This window comes from Rhizobium oryzihabitans (assembly GCF_010669145.1).
GTDB lineage: Bacteria > Pseudomonadota > Alphaproteobacteria > Rhizobiales > Rhizobiaceae > Agrobacterium > Agrobacterium oryzihabitans.
Genome location: NZ_CP048632.1, coordinates 1,666,905 through 1,682,820 on the forward strand (window position 1 = coordinate 1,666,905; position 15,916 = coordinate 1,682,820).

The window sequence follows — 15,916 nt, forward strand, 5'->3', positions numbered from 1 at the left end:
TACGACTGCATCAACTATTACGTGCAATTTAATAGTAGTCAAGCTAAATCGCATATTCACGCGACTGCCAGGGCGTCAATGCGCTCCCGCACGACACAGCGTTCCTCTGCCTCTGCTCGCACACCAGCGCCTGAAGCGTTTCAAAAAGACAACGCAGGGTGAGATCGGCTGACGCTTAGCAACTTCAGGCTCAGGCAAGCCCGATTGCGTAATGAGCCTTTGCAAAGTGATGGACTTGAACGGACGCTCTTCGGGGTATTGGCAAATAAATCATTTGTTGCTGTTGAGAATTTGGCCTTAGCCTTTAGGATTTTCCGGACATGACTTCGATCATTTCTTCCCTGAATGTCAATCAGATCAAATATCTTTCGACAGCAGCAGTTGCAGCCTGGACAACCGATGAGGTGGCGACGCTTTCCACGGCTCAGATTAAAGCGCTTTCTTCCGATCAAGTCGCGGCACTGGATGCAGAGGATGTCAAAGTCCTCAACTCCCGACAGTTAAGCGCCATCTCACAGGGCGCCATCATCGGTTTGACGTTGGATCAGCTGAACATCCTCGATCAATACGCCATCAAGAGCCTGAGTGCGGGTCAGATTTCTGCGCTCACCACCACGCAGATCGATGCGCTGACGGTCGATCAAGCGGAGGCGTTGACCGCGCCCCAGGTGAGCGCCCTCAAAGCAACGCAACTTGCGGCCTTCAGCGCGGAGGAATTAGCGACCTTCTCGACCGCCGATATTGCGGCGATAGCCGCGAGAGCCATGCCCGGCTTGAGCACGGAGGCGATCGCAGCGCTTACCCCAGATCAGATCGCGGCTCTGAACATAAGCGCCATTGCGAGCCTGACGACCGATCAGATCGCGGTTTTGAGTCCAGGTCAGATCGAAGCCCTGTCGCCCGCACAGATCAGGATGCTGAATTCGGCGCAACTCGCGGCCTTCAGCGTGGAGGATATAGCAACCTTCTCGACCGCCGATATTGCGGCGATCAACGCCAAGGCCCTGCCGGGCATGACCACGGATAGTGTCGCCGCCCTGTCCCTCGATCAGATCGCCGCATTGACGGCAGCTCAGGTTGCCGCACTCAAAACGACACAGGTCGCGGCCTTCAGCGTCGGCCAGATCGAAGCCCTGTCGCCGGCGCAGGTGATGGCGCTGAGTTCGGCGCAACTCGCGGTGCTCAGCACGGATGCCATAGCGGCCTTCTCCCTCGCCGACCTCGCGGCGGTGACGGCCAGAGCCGTGCCGGGCCTGAGCACGCAGGCGCTATCAGGCTTTACCCCCGATCAGACCGCTGCCCTCAGCACGGGCGTAATTGCAAGCCTGACGACCGATCAGATCGAAGTCTTGAGTACCGATCAGATCGCAGCCTTGACGACGGCTCAGATTGCCGCACTCGGGACGAAACAGATTTCGGCTTTCAGCACGAGCCAGATCGAGGCCCTGTCACCGGCGCAGGTGAAGGCGTTGAGTGCGGCGCAACTCACCGCCCTCGGCGCCGAGGATATAGCAACCTTCTCCACCGCTGATATCGCGGCGATCAACAGCAAAGCAATCTTCCGCCTGGGTACGGAGGCGATCGCTTCGCTTAGCGATGATCAGATCGCAGCCTTGACGACAGCCCAGCTCAACGCCCTCAGCGCAGCGCAGTTTCAAGTCCTGAACGCCACTCAGATCGAACTCCTGTCGACCGCCCAGATTGCCGCCCTGAACGCCGGCGTGATCGCAAGCCTGACAGCAGATCAGATCGACATCTTGAGCACCAGTCAGGTCGAGGCCCTGTCCTCCGCGCAGGTGAGGTCGCTGAGTTCGACGCAACTCGCGGCCCTGCGTCTGGAGCAGCTGATGACATTCTCGACCGCTGATGTCGCGGCAATCACGAACAAGGCCCTGCCGGGCCTGAGCGTGGATGCTATCGCCGCGCTGACCAGAGATCAGATCGCTGCTCTAAGCGCCAGCGCAGTCACGGGCCTGACCACCGATCAGGTCGAAGCCCTCAGTCGCGATCAGGTCGGCCTTCTCTCCGCCGCGCAGCTTAAAGCGTTGAGTTCGGCGCAGGTCGCTGCCCTTGGCAGCGATGTGACGGTCCTCTCCACCAGCCAAACCGCAATGTTGGGTGCAGCGGGTGTCAGGGGCCTGAGCGCCGATCAGATTGCCGCCATGAGCGTCGGTCAGTTTTCGGCCTTGACCGCAGTCCAGATCAGCGCGCTCAGCGCGGCGCAGATCGCGGCCGTGAGCGAGGACACCATAAAATCACTTTCGCCGGTCCAGATCGCGGCCATAAGCGCCGCAGGCATCGCGGGACTTTCAACCAGTCAGATCACCGCTTTGAGCACCGATCAGATTTCACGTCTGACCACCCGGCAGATGGCAAGCTTAAGCTCGGCGCAAATTGCCGGTCTGGGCACAGACGACATAGCTGCTCTTTCAAAAAACCAGATCGCTTCCATAAGTGCCGCAGGCATTATGGGACTGAGCGCCGAGCAGCTGGCGACCTTCAGCACCGGTCAGGCCAGCGCCCTGACGGGCGCGCAGATTGTCAATCTCGATTCCACGCAGATTTCGGCACTGGGCACGGATGATCTCGCGACATTCACACCCAGGGAGATTGCCGCCATCGGTTCGACGGCGATCCCGGGCTTGTCGACCGAAACGATGGTGTCCCTGACGACGGCGCAGATCGCCGCCCTGAATACGCAAAGCATCAGTGCACTGAGCACGGCGCAGATCGCCGCCCTGACCACCGCTCAGGTGGCTGCCCTGACCCCTGCACAGGTCAGCGCGCTCTCCTTGAAGCAGATCGCCGTCTTGAGCACGGATGACATTGCAACATTCTCGACCAAGGATATTGCCGCGATCAGCTTAAACGCGATCCAAGGTCTGTCGACCGAGACCCTAGCCTCCATGACAACGGGTCAGATTTCGGCTCTCAACGCACAAAGCATCGGCGCGCTGACCACCGCGCAGATTGCCGCCTTGACGACGGCACAGGTGGAGGCTTTGACCACCGCACAGGTCGGCGCTCTCACCTCGAAACAGATCGCCGTCTTGAGCACGGAGGACATTGCAACATTCTCCGCCAGGGATATTGCCGCGATCAGCGCCAGCGCCATCCCCGGCCTGTCAACGGAGACCATAGCCTCCTTGACGACGATGCAGATTGCCGCCCTGAGTTCCGCTGGCATTGGTGGACTGAGCACCGGGCAGGTGGCCGCCTTGACCAGCGGTCAGGTGAACGCGCTGACCAATGCCCAAATCCGTGCCCTCGCCTCCAGACAGATTGCGGCGTTGCGCCCGGACGATATCGTCTCGCTTTCAGCAAGCCAGATAGCCGCTCTCAGCGCTGCGGGGATTATGGGCCTCACCCCTGATCAGATTGACGCCCTCACCACCGATCAGGTCGCGGCTCTGAACAGCGCTCAGATCGGCGCGCTTAACTCGAAACAGATTGCCGCCCTCAGTCCTGATGATCTCAACACCTTCACCGCCGCCGAGCTGGCTGCAATCAGCTCCACAGCGATCCGGGGTCTGTCGACAGCAACGGTCGCTTTGCTGACGACGGCTCAGATCGCAGCGCTGGGCACGGCAATATCGGGCATGACCACCGACCAGGTTGCAGCCCTCGGGACCAATCAGGTGGGCGCCCTGACCAGCGCCCAGGTCAGCGCCCTCACCTCCAGACAGATTGCAGCGCTGGGTACAGACGACATCGCCTCGCTTTCGGCAAACCAGATCGCCGCTCTCGGCACAGCGGGTGTGACTGGCCTGACCACCGATCAGGTCGCGGCGCTCAGCGCCGATCAGGTCGAGGCCCTGACCAGTGCCCAGATCGGCGCTCTCAGCTCCAAACAGCTTGCCGCCCTCGGTGCTGATGACCTCAGCACTTTCACGACCGCGGAGCTGGCCGCAATCAGCCTGAATGCGATCCCCGGCTTGTCGACGACCACGATCGCTTCGTTGACGACCGCACAGATCGCCGCCTTCGGCACGGCGGCGATAGCCAGCCTGACCATCGACCAAATTGGCGCGCTCGGCACCAGCCAGGTAGAGGCCATGAGCAACGCCCAAATCGGCGCCTTCACCTCCAAACAGATTGCAGCGCTAGGCACGAATGACATCGCCTCGCTTTCAACAGCCCAGATCGCCGCTCTCAGCACGGCGGGCATAACAGGCCTGACCAGCGATCAGATTGTGGCGTTGAGCAACGATCAGGTCGAGGCTCTGACCGGCGCTCAGATCGGCGCGCTCGACTCGAAACAGATCGTGGCCCTCAGCGCCGATGATCTGGTCACATTTACCAATTCCGAGCTGGCTGCAATCGGCATGAATGCGATCGCGGGTCTTTCAACGGAGACCATAGCGTCGCTGACGGCAGCGCAGATCGCAGCATTGAGCCCGGATGCCATCAGTGGGCTGAGCACCGGGCAGGTGGCCGTCTTGACCAGTAGCCAGTTGAACACCCTGAGCAATGCCCAGGTTAGTGCCCTCACCTCCAGACAGATTGCCGTCCTCAGCCCCGCCCACATCGCCTCATTCTCGGCAACCCAGATAGCGGCTCTCGATGCTCTGGCTGCATCCGGCTTCAGCGGCGCACAGATCGGCGCCCTGAGTGGTGGGCAGATCGAAGCGCTCTCCACCCGCCACATCGCATCGTTGAGTTCGGAGGCGCTCACGGGCCTGTCTCCGGCCATGCTGAAAACCTTCTCGCCGGCGGAACTCGCTGCGATTGGCTCGAACGCGATAAGGGGATTGTCTACCGACTTCATCGCCACATTGTCTTCCACTGACGTTGCGGCCTTGAGTACAGCCGGCGTCGCCGGATTGACCAGCGACCAGATCGGCGCTTTCGGCAAGGAGCAGATCCGGGCACTCACCACCGGCCAGATCGCCGCGTTGAGTTCAGCCGCACTAGCAGGGTTGACGGCGGAAGGTCTGGCAACCTTTACCACCGAGGAACTCGCCGCGATCAACTCGTCGGCGATCAGGGGGCTTTCCACCGGCGTCATAGCGTCCCTTTCCTCTCAGGGTGTAGGCGCACTGACGACAAGCCAGGTGGCTTCGCTGAGCTACGGCCAGGTGGCGGCAATGGGTTCCGCGCAAATCGGAGCCCTGACATTGACGCAGGTCGGCGCCCTTAAATCGCTGCAGACAGCCGCATTTGGCGGAGACGATCTCGCCGCATTGTCCACCGAGCAAATCATCAGCTTGAGTTCAAACGCGATCTCGGGATTGAGCACCAGCGCGCTCGCCGCATTGACGGCCTCGCAGGCGGCGGCCTTCACACCGGGTCAGATCGCCGCCATGAGTTCAGCGCAGGTCGTGGCTTTGAACAGCGACGATCCAGTCAGCAGCTCCGCCCAAACCATCGCCTCATCCACCGTAGCCGACACGTCGACGACGCAGGCGACGTCTCAACAGTCGCCAGACGTCGCTGCTGCGATTTTGTCCTACCTGAACGCATGACCTTCAGTGCGACGCATGCTGGAGTAAAGAAAGATAGCTGGAGCGGGTGAAGGGAATCGAACCCTCGTATTCAGCTTGGGAAGCTCGATCTATGTCAGGAATTTCAAGCACTTGCGGGTAAAACTCGTTTTCTCGCGTCAAAATTCTCTCAATGTTTTCAATAGCGCTGTAAAACTTTGCCAGTCCTAAAACATGGCGGAGCCACTCCATATTGACTCTCTTCTAAAATGAGAACATTTATAGAACAAACGAGAGAGCAAGAGATATGTCAGACGCCGAAAAGATCATCGTAGTACAGTTCAAAAAGGGACGCGGAGGCATTGTGCCGGGCGACATGCGACCCGCAACCAGCCAAGCATCCGCTGAAAAAATTGCTAGCGCCATGGCACCGCGTCATATCGGCGTTGCGGCATACGCCGTTACCGTGGACGAAGAAAGCGGCAGCATGGCTAACCCTCGCCTGCTGGTCCAGCACGGCCAAATTGCCGACCTTATGCCAGACTGATTTACCGGCGCGGGGGCGCGCGCCTTTTCATGACAGGGGAAACTTTGCGGCTCTGAAACAGGAGATTGGAAACGTGCGCCCGAACGCAATCAAACAGCCGGACGATATCGCGGCCTATGTCATTCAGTGCCATGACGGCAATGCTGTTGCCGCCGTGGAAACCTTGCTAGACGAAATCCACCATCTGCAAAACCAGCTATCCATCGCCGTCGCAGCGATGGGCCGGGGATATACACGCGGATGGAAGCCGAGCGCCGAACGAGAATGACATGCGCCATCGTCGCGGCATCGATCTAACCGGCGGCAATAATGACAACATGCCACCAAAGCCGACAGGCATTTTTGTACCGCAGCGCGATCACTCGGCGACCTTGGCCGATCTGCCGCAATGGTATGTCGTCGGCGCGCAATGCTGGCGCTGCAAACGCGTCGGTATGTTGGACAGGTGGGCGCTACAGCGTCGTTATGGAAAATTCCGGCCCATCATATCCATGGAACCGCTCTTGAGGTGTCTTGGCTGCGGCAATCGCGAGAAAAACAGTTTCGTTCTGGCGCGCGCAAAGAGGGACTGGCCATGAACTATGAGCCGCAGCCCGGCACCTATGGTTATTTGTGGGTCAACTGCTACACCGTGACGGCCTACTGCACGCCGTGTAGCCGCGTCGTCAAAGTCGATCTAGAGATGATGCCACCCGAGCAAAGCTACATCAACAGGCGCTGGAGGTGCCAGTATTGCCACGGGTTAGGGCAAGCTAATTTAAGCCCGGATCATTCGCCGCGAGACTCACCCGCCGCCAAAGCGCTTGAAATCGAGAGGGCGCGCCGCAAGGAGGCGCTGACCCAGCGGATGGCCCTCAAACGCAAAAAGCCGCCCGGCGAACCAGACGGCTTTTGACAATGGTAGGGATTGATCAACCGGCCATGCGCCTGTCAAACCACTTATGGAACAGCGCTTCGACACCGCGCGGCCCGAGATAGGCCAGAAGCGCAATCAACCCGGTTGATGCAGGCTGACCAAGATCGGCGTAGGCGGCTGCACTTTCTCCGATGACTGCCATGCCGAGCGCGACCGGCAGTTCCCAAAACAGTTCGATGCCGAAGAACTTGCGGCGACCCTTCCGGGCCTCGTTGCCGTGCCACATGAACCGCCCAAGCAAGGCGGCGATAATGGTGGTGAAGGCACCGCCAACCCAAGCATTCATCAGTTCGATGAAAGAAGTGTACTTTTCCGGCATATCAGCGCCCTTTGCCATGCCGGGCGCATTCGTCCCGGTTCCAGACGTCGCCGCCGCAAAGGCCCACAACAGTCCTGTCGATTTTTCTTTGATCTTCCGGCGTTGCACCACGCGCGCCGATGAGGTCAGTCCCGACCACCCGGCGCAGGCCGGATACATCGCCCGGCCCCGAAATCCCACACCCCGCCAGCGCAATCGTCAAAACGCCCACGAGCACCATCCGCCCGATCCCCAGCCGCATTATTCTGCCTTTCAGTTTTGGTGACCGCGCGGTACGTCGCGTTGCGGTCGATGTAGAGGATGCCGGTGGCGATGAGAGACACCGCCGCCAGCCCGAGCAAAAGATAAAATCCGGTTTTCGCCATCACACCGCGACCTCGCGACCGAACAAACTGTTGATCCGCCGGGAAAGGACATCGCGTTTGCGGTAGGCGATGACGCCGAGCACCACCGCCGCCGTAAGCAGCGCGATCCACCCCCAGGGCAAACCGAGCGACCATGCAGCAAAGCCGGAACCGAAGAGCGAGCCTGCACCGCCCTGCACCGCCTCTTTCGTGGCGGCAGCGTCACGACGCAACTGCGACAAGGTGGCGGGACCAATGATGCCATCGGCAACAAGGTGCGGGTGCGCAGACTGATATGCCTTGACTGCGGCGGCAGTCTTTTCGCCCATCCACCCATCAATTGCGCCGGGATTGAAGCCCTTCGCAGAAAGGATAGCCTGCGCTTCCTTCACCACCGGATCGGGCTGCGTCGGCGCATTCTCTTGGGCGGAGCGCGGTACGCCTTCACCGACGCCCGTATAGATACCCTTTTCGAACAAAAGGGCCTCTTCCTTGCGCCTGCGAACGAGACCGGGCAGCTTCTTGCCACCAGCAGTATTATGATGACTGCCGAGGTAATCCGCAGCCTGCTTGGGTTTTCCTGCGCGCCACAGCTTCGCCCACTGCCAATCCATAGCGCCAGTGCCGAGATTGAATATCGCCGACACTGCCGCATCCATTTCATGCTGTTTGCGCGCATCCGGCGACTTGGCGACCACGGCAGGCTCGAATTCATCGCGAAGCACCGCCGCGAAAATGGAGTCCGATTGTGCTGACGTGAGTTTCGTTTTGCCCGGCACCAGCTTTGTAATACCGATCTTTTCCAGTTCGCGGCGAACAGCCCGGCTTCGCATCGTGAAGCCGCGCCCGATGGTCGGAATGCGGACAGGGTCAAGATAACAGGTAAGGGGGTTGCCTTCATGAGCGTCCATAAAGGTACGCCCACGCGGTGACGTGGTCACAACGGACATGGATATCTCCTTGAGATTTTAGTGGAAGAATGATGGGAGCGCGACCGCGCTCTAGTTCTCGTCTGTCCGCCCGAAGCGGCGCGGGGTCAGGAAAGAGGAAGGCGTGGCCGGGGTGCCGGGCGCACTGTTCGGGGCAACCTTACCGGTCGCTTTCGCAGCATCCGGGGCGGCGCTGGAACTGCTGCTTTCCGTGCCGGCCGATTTCTCGGTTGCTGATTTGCCATCGTAGAGCCTGCCCGAAACCGCCACTTCAAGAGCGCCGGTTTTGGTGTAGGCCGTTTTGGCCGTCTTGATAATGTACGGCACGCCGTCAACGCCGGGCCGAACATCGGCGAACAACAATGGCAAGCCTGCATCAATACCTGCATCGCCGATCACGGTGACAGACACCGAACCTTCGCCGCGCTGCAATTCCTTGGCCTTGGCCTGCGCCGCCTTATCGGCTTCGGCGGGCGATGCATAAGGTTCCGGCAAACGATAAACGCTGTCGCCGTCAGCATCCGCATCGGCGTCGATTTCCACCCGTTCAGCCTTGTCGGAATCCTGATAGTAGGCCACGACCTTGCTATATTTCGTGCGGTCGTTGATTTCGACTTTCAGGCTCCCGACCTTGATTTTCTCAGGCGTCAGGATGATGGAGCCGAGCGGCGCGCCGGACGCAGACAAACCAGAACCGAGCCGCGTGAAAATCAGGCGCTTTTGCTTGACGGCGAAGAGGCCGTTATGCCGCTCCGCAAGCCGCCGCAGGAAATTGATATTGCTTTCGTCCTGTTGCGCCAGCCATTCATATTCGAAGTCCGCAAGATCGTCATCAATGGCAGGCGTCAGCCCGCTTTCGCTGGCGATGCGAGACAGGATATCGCCGAGCTTCGCTTTATCCCATGACCGTTCCTGCCGCTCTTTCAGCTTTCCGCTGCGCAGGTCCGCAGCTTTGCCAGAGATAGACATTTTATAGGGCAGGCAATCAACGTTGACTTTGTCGGCGGTGAAGACACCTTTCGGCACCAGATCATCACCGAAACCCATCTTGACCGAGATGATGGCACCCTTACGCGGGATCGCCAGAAAGTTCGGCGGTCCGTCATTAAGTTCGATATCCACCGTATCGGACTTCATGCCCTCTTCGTCAGTGACGGTCAGAGAGATCAAGCGCTCATAGAAATGGCCTGCCACCGGCACGCCGTCGATACTCACCTCCACGCGCGGCTTCATGGTCAGTCCCAAAGGCTGGTCAACGGCTTGGCCGTGCTGGTGGAAGGAATATCCGGCATGGTGATTTTCGTGCCGAGCGGAAGGACAGGACCGAGCGCAGCTAGACCCGGATTGGCATCAATAACGGCTTCGACCACTTTGGCCGTTCGCCCATAGAAAGCAAGGCAGGCGAGATCAACCGTCTCGCCCTGCCGTGTAGTGTAAATTGTCGCCATAGGGTCACCGGAAAAGTTCGGAAAGGAAGGATGCGGCCCGATCCACCAGACCTCCCGCACTTGGCAGTGTGGCGGAGCCAGAGCGCTTGAGCGTGATGGAATAGGCGTTGCGCCCTGCCTCGCCCCGGCGGTTAATGTAACTGCGGTCCTCTTCGACGCTTTGGACCGTAAACGTACCTTGGATGACCCCTTGCGCCGCGTCACCGGTTACAAGCATCATCTCGGTTCCGGCCATGGACGCAGCGATAATACCGTCAAGCTGCGATTGCCCGCCGAATTCTTCGGGGAAAAGAACCCCGAGATTGTAACTTCGTCGGAAGTGGGGCCGGTCCATTGCTGCTGGTTAAGAGTTTGGCCGACCGGAATTTCCACCCAAGGCGTATTCACCTTGCGCTTCACGCCTTGATATCCAAACCCTAGCCCCTCAAAGGCAAATCCGCCTAGCATCATTGATGTGTAACCAGACATAAAGACTCCGCGTGAGAATACGTGTACCCGTTAAACGGGAGTTTAGGGGAAAGGGGTTTTCCGTGTGGCACTACAATTCGAACGGCAAACGAAACGGCCCGGTAGACGGAGCCACAATCATTGACCTTCACAAACGAGGCGAGATTTCAGACGACACGTTGCTTTGGAATCAACAACTCGGGAATCAATGGGCAAGATTCGACACGATTACAGAGTTCAAGAGTTCAAACGGGAGCGAGCCGCCCCGCTCCCTGCATCTGCTATCGGTGACCAATGGGCATTTTTGCTGGCGCTGACACCTTTGCTGGTAACTATCGTCGATGCGCTCATTCTAGACACCACAGGAAAGTCTATGGGCGGCGGCGTTGCGATAATTTCCTTCGTTCTTTATGTGATTTTCGTCACGCTCGACCTTCGTGTAATTGAGCTTGGCGGAAGAAAAAGACAGACGGGAACACTTGGCCCGTGGATTTTACTAACGCCAATCGCGTACAACCTAGTGCGGGATAGGCGGCTTCAAAAGTCCTATACATTGACCATCGCCTCTGTCGCCTCATTGGCGGCGACAATCGCGATCAGCAGCAGCTGGGTCGGATCAGACATCTATTTGGGCGCTGGAATTCCGGCCTGCGACTCCCGGACGTCGACTGCGCAAGTGAAAGAAATATTCCCGCGACTCCCGATGAACTTTAGCAAGATGAATGCACTCGCCGTCAACGAAGTAAAGGAGACGGCGAATGAGAACGCGAAGCGAACATGTACAGCAAAAGTTCTGGCAGATAATGGCGAGACGTATGGCGTCACCTTCACAATAGAAGAGAGAGATGGGCAGTTCCTCTATTTCCTAATGCCGTCTGTCTAGTCGCTAAACAGCCCTTCCGTGCCTGCCGCAATCTGGTTGCCGAGATCGGTAGCCGCAGCCGCGACGGCTTCCTTGGAGTCGGCGACACCTGTTATTGTCGCGGTGGCATACACCGTGACATTCGGCGGCTGCGGGTTCACCACCCGGACATCCTGAGTAGCTGTCGGCCTAGTCATTTCCGAAAGAGACGCTGCATCAATCCTCACAGACTTGATACCGAGATCATCAGCGGTCTTGCCGGGGAGATTGTCGGTGCTTCCACCGAAGCCGTTAGCCCTTGCCGTCCTCGCCGCATCCAACGCAAATTGACTGGAGACCGATGGCGGCGCTGGATCGCTGGGAATAGATGAAAAAAACTTGCCGATACTGTGAAGGGCATCCTCAACGCCCGGCAACCACGCCTTCCCTTGGCTGTATGGCGTATCGCCCGTATAGGCAGCTTTTCCTAGTTCGTACGCGCCAGCACCAGCCCCACCGTAAATACCCATGCGGGCAAGGCCCAAGAGGATTGAGGACCATCCACCGGCAGCGCCGCCAGCGGCGGCGGCGGTTGCTGCGGTTGCTGCCCCGGTTCCAGCGGCAGCAGCGGGGGTACTTCCGCCGACAATAGCAGCGATGCCCCGGCGACTTTGAGCGCGCCGATCAGGGTGCTTGCACCAGACAAAACGAACAATGCCGCCGCGAGCTTGCGAATGGTGCCAGCCAACATGGAAATACCCATTCCCCACGCAAAAAGCTGGAAGCCATAACCGGACATTTCCGCAAAAAACTTGGCGATTGGATTATCCTTTATCGCATCGTTCAACTCGCGGATGGAAGCGCCCCATTCCTTCGCCCGCATGAAGATTGCGCCAATACGGTCGGCGGCATTCGGATCGACAGGACCAAGCAACAGGTCACCGAGATCGTTCATGAATTCCTTCATGCCGCCCGTATACCCGAAGCCCTGCGCAAACCCCTTCGTGAAATTCGTCATCTGGTCGAAGATCGTCACGCGGTTGCCGAGCGTGTCCAGCACCTCGCCAATACCCTGCGCGCCCTCGCGGATGGTCGGCAACATGCTGTCACCGATTTCCGCAAAGACATTGGAAATCTTGTTCCCGAGAAGGTCCAGAACGTTTTGCGTGGTGCTGGCGCGCTGGATGTACTCGTTGAACGCCGAGCCTGCATATTTCGTGCGGTCGGCGACGCTATCCAACGCTTGATCCAGCAGCTTGATATTGCCGACCAGCGGCATGAAGGCGCGGGCTTCGTCGCCGAAAAATTCGGACAGCAAAGAAACCTGCTTATCCTTCGGCGCTTTCGCAATCGCCGTCAGCACCTTGCGCATGGTGCCTTTCGCGTCTTTCTGCATATCCTTGGCGATGGACGGCAGGTGCAGCCCGAGCGCCTTGGCGGCGTCCCGCTGCGACTTCTGAGCAAACTCGCCTTTCGTCAGCCTGCGGATGACGTTCAACATGGCGGTTCCCGCCGTGCTGGCATCCGAACCGGCGGAGATCATGGCGCTACCCATGGCCGCAAGTTCTTCTTTTGCGAAGCCGCCCATTTCACCGAAGGAGCCGACCCGCAACATGAATTCGGTCACGTCCTTTGCCTTGGACGCCATGTTGTTCGACAGGTGGTTGATGGCATCGGCCATGTCGCCGGTTTCGGCCACTGTCAAACCAAGCTGCGTTTTCAGCTTGGCAAGGCTTTCGCCCGCCTGCCCGCCCCGAGATCGAAGGCGATGCCGACACGCGCGGCCATTTCTGCAAAGCTCTGCAAGTCTTCGGTCGCAATGCCGCTTTCGCCAGCAGCAGCGAATAGAGCGGCAATATCGTTTGCAGCCAGCGGGATTTCGCCGGACATGCGCCGGATGCTGCGGCGCATGTTTTCAAACTGTTCGTCATTGGCTTCGACAACCTTTTTCACGTCCGCAAATGCAGACTCAAAACTGATGGCCGCGCCCGCCGTAGCCTCGAAACCACGCGTGACGCCGAAGTAACCAGCGCCGAGTGCGACAGCCTGCCCGATCAAACCGCGCATGGGTGCGAAGGCAGAAACAGATTGCGCCCGCAGGCCGTCCAGCGACCGCGTGATGTGCTTCGCGCGGGCCGACACATCGTCAAGAAGGGAGACGCGAAGGGTGCTTTGCTGGACGGCCATGGTCATTCTCTCATGATTTTTCGGTACTCCTTGCAGGTATCGAAATATGCAAGGAGCTTTCGGGCGGGCCATCGCTCAATGACATCGAGCGATGTTTTCGCAGTATCGGCAACGTAGACGGCGACTATTCGCCAGTCGTGTTCGTCGGGTCGTTTCCCAACAGCGGTTTCGTCTTGGCGACGATGTTCTTAAAGTCGCCGCCCTTGATCTTCTTAAAGGCAGGCAGAGGCACATCAGAAATGAGGGCCAGCAGCGCGACCATCTGGCCGATGCCAGGAGAAGAGCTATCCGCTAACAGGAGGTCGCCGACTTCCGGTTCACGGAACGTCAGTTCGGAATAGGTTTCGCCATCATGCTCCACCGGCTTGGCAAGCGTTACATTTACGGAATCCATGGTATCACCTGAAAAAATGGCCCGCAGAACGCGGGCCGGATTAGAAGGAATTGGGGGAGAAAGAGCGCCAGCCGTTACAGCAGCAAAGCGTTGCGGATATCGCCGAACTGCGAGACGCCGCCGACCTTGAAATCAAAATCGTCCATCTCGTAGATTTGCTCGCCATCGATTTCGAGCTTGTAATAGTTCACGTCCACGCCGTAGTCGTTTTCGGAAAGCTCGCCCGGCTTCCACGTCCCGGCGTCCGGCTTGAAGACCCTGCCGCGAATGGTCATCACCGCGCTATGCGTGGTGCCGTCTTCGTCCACCAGCGCCCCGGTGATCATGAAGGGCGTTTCCTCGCCGATCTTGATGCCGTGCAGCTTCAAAATCTGCGGGTCCACGCCCGGCATCTTGAAGCTGAATTCCAGCGCGTTGTAACCGAGATGGACCTTGCGGGCCTTGATCATACCGGCGTTGCGCACATCCTCGCGGACGGCTTCGGGAACCGGCGGGGTGATATCGCCGATCTGCCCAAGCTTGCTTTGACGGTCCGCCCACAGCATGCAGTTCCGCAGAATGTAGGCGGGGAGAGTTTTTTGCGCCATGTGAAAAGCTCCTTACGCGGCGACCGAGAGCGCGCCGATTTCGATTGCCCCGTTCACCTCGTCAATCAGCAACTGATAGCGGACGATGTTGCGGTGGGTGGTGATGTGGATTTGCTCCATGAGGCCAACCGGCTCGAATTCGACCCCAAGCAGGGTCTTGCCGTTGACCATCAAGGTCGGATCGTTCTGGTCGGACAGCCAGACGCTACCGCCAAGGATATCTTCGTTCTTCGCGAAGACACGCATTGCGGCGTTACCGTCTTCGATAAGCATCTTGAAATTGCCCTTCGTGGTCTTGCGATCCACGTAGAGGAAATAGAGGTCTTCAAGAGACTCATTGATCATGTCGGCGGTCGCGCGCACGCTATCGAATTGCCACAGCGGATCATCAATCGCGAGACGGCTACCCCACGTCCTGAAACCGCCGCGCTCATTGATGATCGTGGCGACCTGATTTTCGTTCAGGTAATTGCTGTCATCGGGATAGGAGATCGTCCGCGCCACGCCGTCGATGGTGCTGATGATCTTGTTCGACACCGAACCGGAGAATCCTTCCGCAGATGCCACGACACGGGCGCGGACGCCAGCGAAGACAGCCGCAACAGGCTTCGTCACCGGCACGCCGTTGACGTTCTTGATCACCTTCGGATCGATGATGAGGATGCGCCCGCCATTGACCGTCTGGCGGAAGCGTACGGCTTCTGCGTCGGTCGTGTTCGGCCCGGAGATATAGGCGCGGGCGCGGATTTTCGGGGTGATGGCATTCAGCGCCGAAACGAAGGGGTTCGCCACGTCGCCGACATTGGCCGTGGCGGTCGGCAGCACCTTACCAGCGTCCGCCCCGCCGCCCGTGAAGGTCAGGACAGGCGGCTCCGACATTTTCTTGCCGGGCGTGACGACCTTGACCGAAACAACCTTGTCGGCGTCGGCCCCGGTCCCCATCACGGCTTCCAGCGTCGGCAACGTCTTGCCGGGATCATTGCCGCCGCCCGTCGCCGTAACGACCGGCGCTTCGGTCAGGTTATCGCCCTGCGAAGTCAGCGCCACCGAAACAACGCCGTCTTCGATCCACGCGCCAGTATCTCCGGCGGTGATAATCACACGCGGCTGATAGCCGGTCAGAGCCTTGGCGCGGAGTGCGGCATAAAGGCCGGTCCGGGCCACAGGGTCACCGATGAGATTATTTTGCAGCGTGGCCGCATCTGCGCTGTCGGGAACGCGGTTGACGATGCACCAAGAACCGCCTTCGTTGAAAATGGTGGTGACATCCTCCAGCAGCGTGCCAGCAGCGCCGAGCGCCACCGCCTGCGGCAAAGACCGGATGATAGTCGGATAGTTAAGGGGAAAGGCGGCAGGGTCCGCGTCGGGCGCGATGCCGTTGACGAAGGTAATGCCGCTGCGAGTCACGCGTGCGATTGCCGGGGTGTCGGTGCTTTCGACAAGCTTGACGCCATGATGATAGGACAGGTCAACCATTCGGCTGGTCTCCGTTAAAGGTTCCAAAATTTGAAGGAAGGGTTCCGGCTCAAGCCGG

Annotated in this window: 17 protein-coding genes and 2 pseudogenes; 7 read left to right on the forward strand and 12 right to left on the reverse strand. The window is 59.1% G+C overall.

Features of this window, described 5'->3' with window-relative positions:
• Positions 1–320: 320 nt before the first annotated feature.
• Positions 321–5,465 carry a beta strand repeat-containing protein gene (locus G3A56_RS08700; protein WP_137067521.1) on the forward strand — a complete coding sequence of 1,715 codons (5,145 nt, stop codon included), beginning with the start codon at positions 321–323 and terminating at the stop codon, positions 5,463–5,465.
• 3 nt (positions 5,466–5,468) lie between these two features.
• Here G3A56_RS08700 and G3A56_RS08705 read toward each other — a convergent pair whose 3' ends face one another.
• Positions 5,469–5,675, reverse strand: a complete 207-nt coding sequence (locus G3A56_RS08705; protein WP_164056249.1) for a hypothetical protein — start codon at positions 5,673–5,675, stop codon at positions 5,469–5,471.
• A gap of 55 nt (positions 5,676–5,730) precedes the next feature.
• Between G3A56_RS08705 and G3A56_RS08710 the strand changes: the two genes are divergently transcribed.
• The 4 genes from G3A56_RS08710 to G3A56_RS08725 all read left to right on the forward strand — a co-directional run bounded on the left by G3A56_RS08710 (position 5,731) and on the right by G3A56_RS08725 (position 6,865).
• Positions 5,731–5,970: a hypothetical protein gene (locus G3A56_RS08710; protein WP_080841924.1), complete on the forward strand. Its 240-nt coding sequence runs from the start codon at positions 5,731–5,733 to the stop codon at positions 5,968–5,970.
• A 73-nt stretch (positions 5,971–6,043) separates the two neighbouring features.
• Positions 6,044–6,238 carry a hypothetical protein gene (locus tag G3A56_RS08715; RefSeq protein WP_246230916.1) on the forward strand — a complete coding sequence of 65 codons (195 nt, stop codon included), beginning with the start codon at positions 6,044–6,046 and terminating at the stop codon, positions 6,236–6,238.
• 1 nt (position 6,239) lies between these two features.
• Complete coding sequence (locus tag G3A56_RS08720) at positions 6,240–6,548, forward strand: hypothetical protein (protein WP_111797784.1); 309 nt, start codon at positions 6,240–6,242, stop codon at positions 6,546–6,548.
• Positions 6,545–6,865, forward strand: a complete 321-nt coding sequence (locus G3A56_RS08725) for a hypothetical protein (RefSeq protein WP_164056250.1) — start codon at positions 6,545–6,547, stop codon at positions 6,863–6,865. The genes G3A56_RS08720 and G3A56_RS08725 overlap by 4 nt, the downstream gene beginning before the upstream one ends.
• A 16-nt stretch (positions 6,866–6,881) precedes the next feature.
• Here G3A56_RS08725 and G3A56_RS08730 read toward each other — a convergent pair whose 3' ends face one another.
• The 6 genes and pseudogenes from G3A56_RS08730 to G3A56_RS08755 all read right to left on the reverse strand — a co-directional run bounded on the left by G3A56_RS08730 (position 6,882) and on the right by G3A56_RS08755 (position 10,394).
• Positions 6,882–7,205, reverse strand: a complete 324-nt coding sequence (locus G3A56_RS08730) for a phage holin family protein (RefSeq protein WP_164056638.1) — start codon at positions 7,203–7,205, stop codon at positions 6,882–6,884.
• Position 7,206: 1 nt separating this feature from the next.
• Positions 7,207–7,446: a hypothetical protein gene (locus tag G3A56_RS08735; protein WP_164056251.1), complete on the reverse strand. Its 240-nt coding sequence runs from the start codon at positions 7,444–7,446 to the stop codon at positions 7,207–7,209.
• A 123-nt stretch (positions 7,447–7,569) separates the two neighbouring features.
• A complete protein-coding gene (locus G3A56_RS08740) occupies positions 7,570–8,499 on the reverse strand; it encodes a glycoside hydrolase family protein (RefSeq protein WP_164056252.1) in 930 nt (309 codons plus the stop codon).
• A 51-nt stretch (positions 8,500–8,550) separates the two neighbouring features.
• Positions 8,551–9,711, reverse strand: coding sequence for a phage late control D family protein (locus tag G3A56_RS08745; protein WP_164056253.1), 1,161 nt, complete (start codon positions 9,709–9,711; stop codon positions 8,551–8,553).
• A gap of 2 nt (positions 9,712–9,713) precedes the next feature.
• Positions 9,714–9,926 carry a tail protein X gene (locus G3A56_RS08750; protein WP_010970908.1) on the reverse strand — a complete coding sequence of 71 codons (213 nt, stop codon included), beginning with the start codon at positions 9,924–9,926 and terminating at the stop codon, positions 9,714–9,716.
• Between the two features lie 4 nt (positions 9,927–9,930).
• Positions 9,931–10,394: pseudogene (locus G3A56_RS08755) on the reverse strand (phage tail protein).
• Positions 10,395–10,456: 62 nt separating this feature from the next.
• Here G3A56_RS08755 and G3A56_RS29595 point away from each other — a divergent pair.
• The gene (locus G3A56_RS29595; RefSeq protein WP_164056254.1) at positions 10,457–10,690 is read left to right on the forward strand and encodes a DUF4339 domain-containing protein; all 234 of its coding nucleotides are present in this window, start codon (positions 10,457–10,459) and stop codon (positions 10,688–10,690) included.
• The gene (locus G3A56_RS08765) at positions 10,582–11,256 is read left to right on the forward strand and encodes a hypothetical protein (RefSeq protein WP_164055983.1); all 675 of its coding nucleotides are present in this window, start codon (positions 10,582–10,584) and stop codon (positions 11,254–11,256) included. The genes G3A56_RS29595 and G3A56_RS08765 overlap by 109 nt, the downstream gene beginning before the upstream one ends.
• Here G3A56_RS08765 and G3A56_RS28835 read toward each other — a convergent pair.
• From G3A56_RS28835 to G3A56_RS08785, 5 genes and pseudogenes are all read right to left on the reverse strand, one after another.
• Positions 11,253–11,744: a hypothetical protein gene (locus tag G3A56_RS28835; RefSeq protein ID WP_246230922.1), complete on the reverse strand. Its 492-nt coding sequence runs from the start codon at positions 11,742–11,744 to the stop codon at positions 11,253–11,255. The two genes, G3A56_RS08765 and G3A56_RS28835, sit on opposite strands and share 4 nt — an antisense overlap.
• Positions 11,702–13,473 (reverse strand): annotated as a pseudogene (locus tag G3A56_RS28840) (phage tail tape measure protein). The gene G3A56_RS28835 and the pseudogene G3A56_RS28840 overlap by 43 nt, the downstream one beginning before the upstream one ends.
• Before the next feature lie 52 nt (positions 13,474–13,525).
• Complete coding sequence (locus G3A56_RS08775; protein ID WP_164056255.1) at positions 13,526–13,795, reverse strand: phage tail assembly protein; 270 nt, start codon at positions 13,793–13,795, stop codon at positions 13,526–13,528.
• A gap of 74 nt (positions 13,796–13,869) precedes the next feature.
• Entirely contained in the window at positions 13,870–14,382 is a 513-nt protein-coding gene (locus G3A56_RS08780) for a phage major tail tube protein (protein WP_164056256.1), read from the reverse strand.
• A 12-nt stretch (positions 14,383–14,394) separates the two neighbouring features.
• Positions 14,395–15,858 (reverse strand): phage tail sheath subtilisin-like domain-containing protein, encoded by a 1,464-nt coding sequence (locus G3A56_RS08785; RefSeq protein WP_164056257.1) that lies wholly within the window; start codon positions 15,856–15,858, stop codon positions 14,395–14,397.
• Between the last annotated feature and the right edge of the window lie 58 nt (positions 15,859–15,916).

Excerpts from the sequence above, each read along its gene's own strand:
- G3A56_RS08700 (WP_137067521.1), top strand. The coding sequence starts at position 321 with ATGACTTCGATCATTTCTTCCCTGAATGTCAATCAGATCAAATATCTT.
- G3A56_RS08705 (WP_164056249.1), bottom strand. The coding sequence starts at position 5,675 with ATGGAGTGGCTCCGCCATGTTTTAGGACTGGCAAAGTTTTACAGCGCT.
- G3A56_RS08710 (WP_080841924.1), top strand. The coding sequence starts at position 5,731 with ATGTCAGACGCCGAAAAGATCATCGTAGTACAGTTCAAAAAGGGACGC.
- G3A56_RS08720 (WP_111797784.1), top strand. The coding sequence starts at position 6,240 with ATGCGCCATCGTCGCGGCATCGATCTAACCGGCGGCAATAATGACAAC.
- G3A56_RS08725 (WP_164056250.1), top strand. The coding sequence starts at position 6,545 with ATGAACTATGAGCCGCAGCCCGGCACCTATGGTTATTTGTGGGTCAAC.
- G3A56_RS08730 (WP_164056638.1), bottom strand. The coding sequence starts at position 7,205 with ATGCCGGAAAAGTACACTTCTTTCATCGAACTGATGAATGCTTGGGTT.
- G3A56_RS08735 (WP_164056251.1), bottom strand. The coding sequence starts at position 7,446 with ATGCGGCTGGGGATCGGGCGGATGGTGCTCGTGGGCGTTTTGACGATT.
- G3A56_RS08740 (WP_164056252.1), bottom strand. The coding sequence starts at position 8,499 with ATGTCCGTTGTGACCACGTCACCGCGTGGGCGTACCTTTATGGACGCT.
- G3A56_RS08745 (WP_164056253.1), bottom strand. The coding sequence starts at position 9,711 with ATGAAGCCGCGCGTGGAGGTGAGTATCGACGGCGTGCCGGTGGCAGGC.
- G3A56_RS08750 (WP_010970908.1), bottom strand. The coding sequence starts at position 9,926 with ATGGCGACAATTTACACTACACGGCAGGGCGAGACGGTTGATCTCGCC.
- G3A56_RS08765 (WP_164055983.1), top strand. The coding sequence starts at position 10,582 with ATGGGCAAGATTCGACACGATTACAGAGTTCAAGAGTTCAAACGGGAG.
- G3A56_RS28835 (WP_246230922.1), bottom strand. The coding sequence starts at position 11,744 with ATGGGTATTTACGGTGGGGCTGGTGCTGGCGCGTACGAACTAGGAAAA.
- G3A56_RS08775 (WP_164056255.1), bottom strand. The coding sequence starts at position 13,795 with ATGGATTCCGTAAATGTAACGCTTGCCAAGCCGGTGGAGCATGATGGC.
- G3A56_RS08780 (WP_164056256.1), bottom strand. The coding sequence starts at position 14,382 with ATGGCGCAAAAAACTCTCCCCGCCTACATTCTGCGGAACTGCATGCTG.
- G3A56_RS08785 (WP_164056257.1), bottom strand. The coding sequence starts at position 15,858 with ATGGTTGACCTGTCCTATCATCATGGCGTCAAGCTTGTCGAAAGCACC.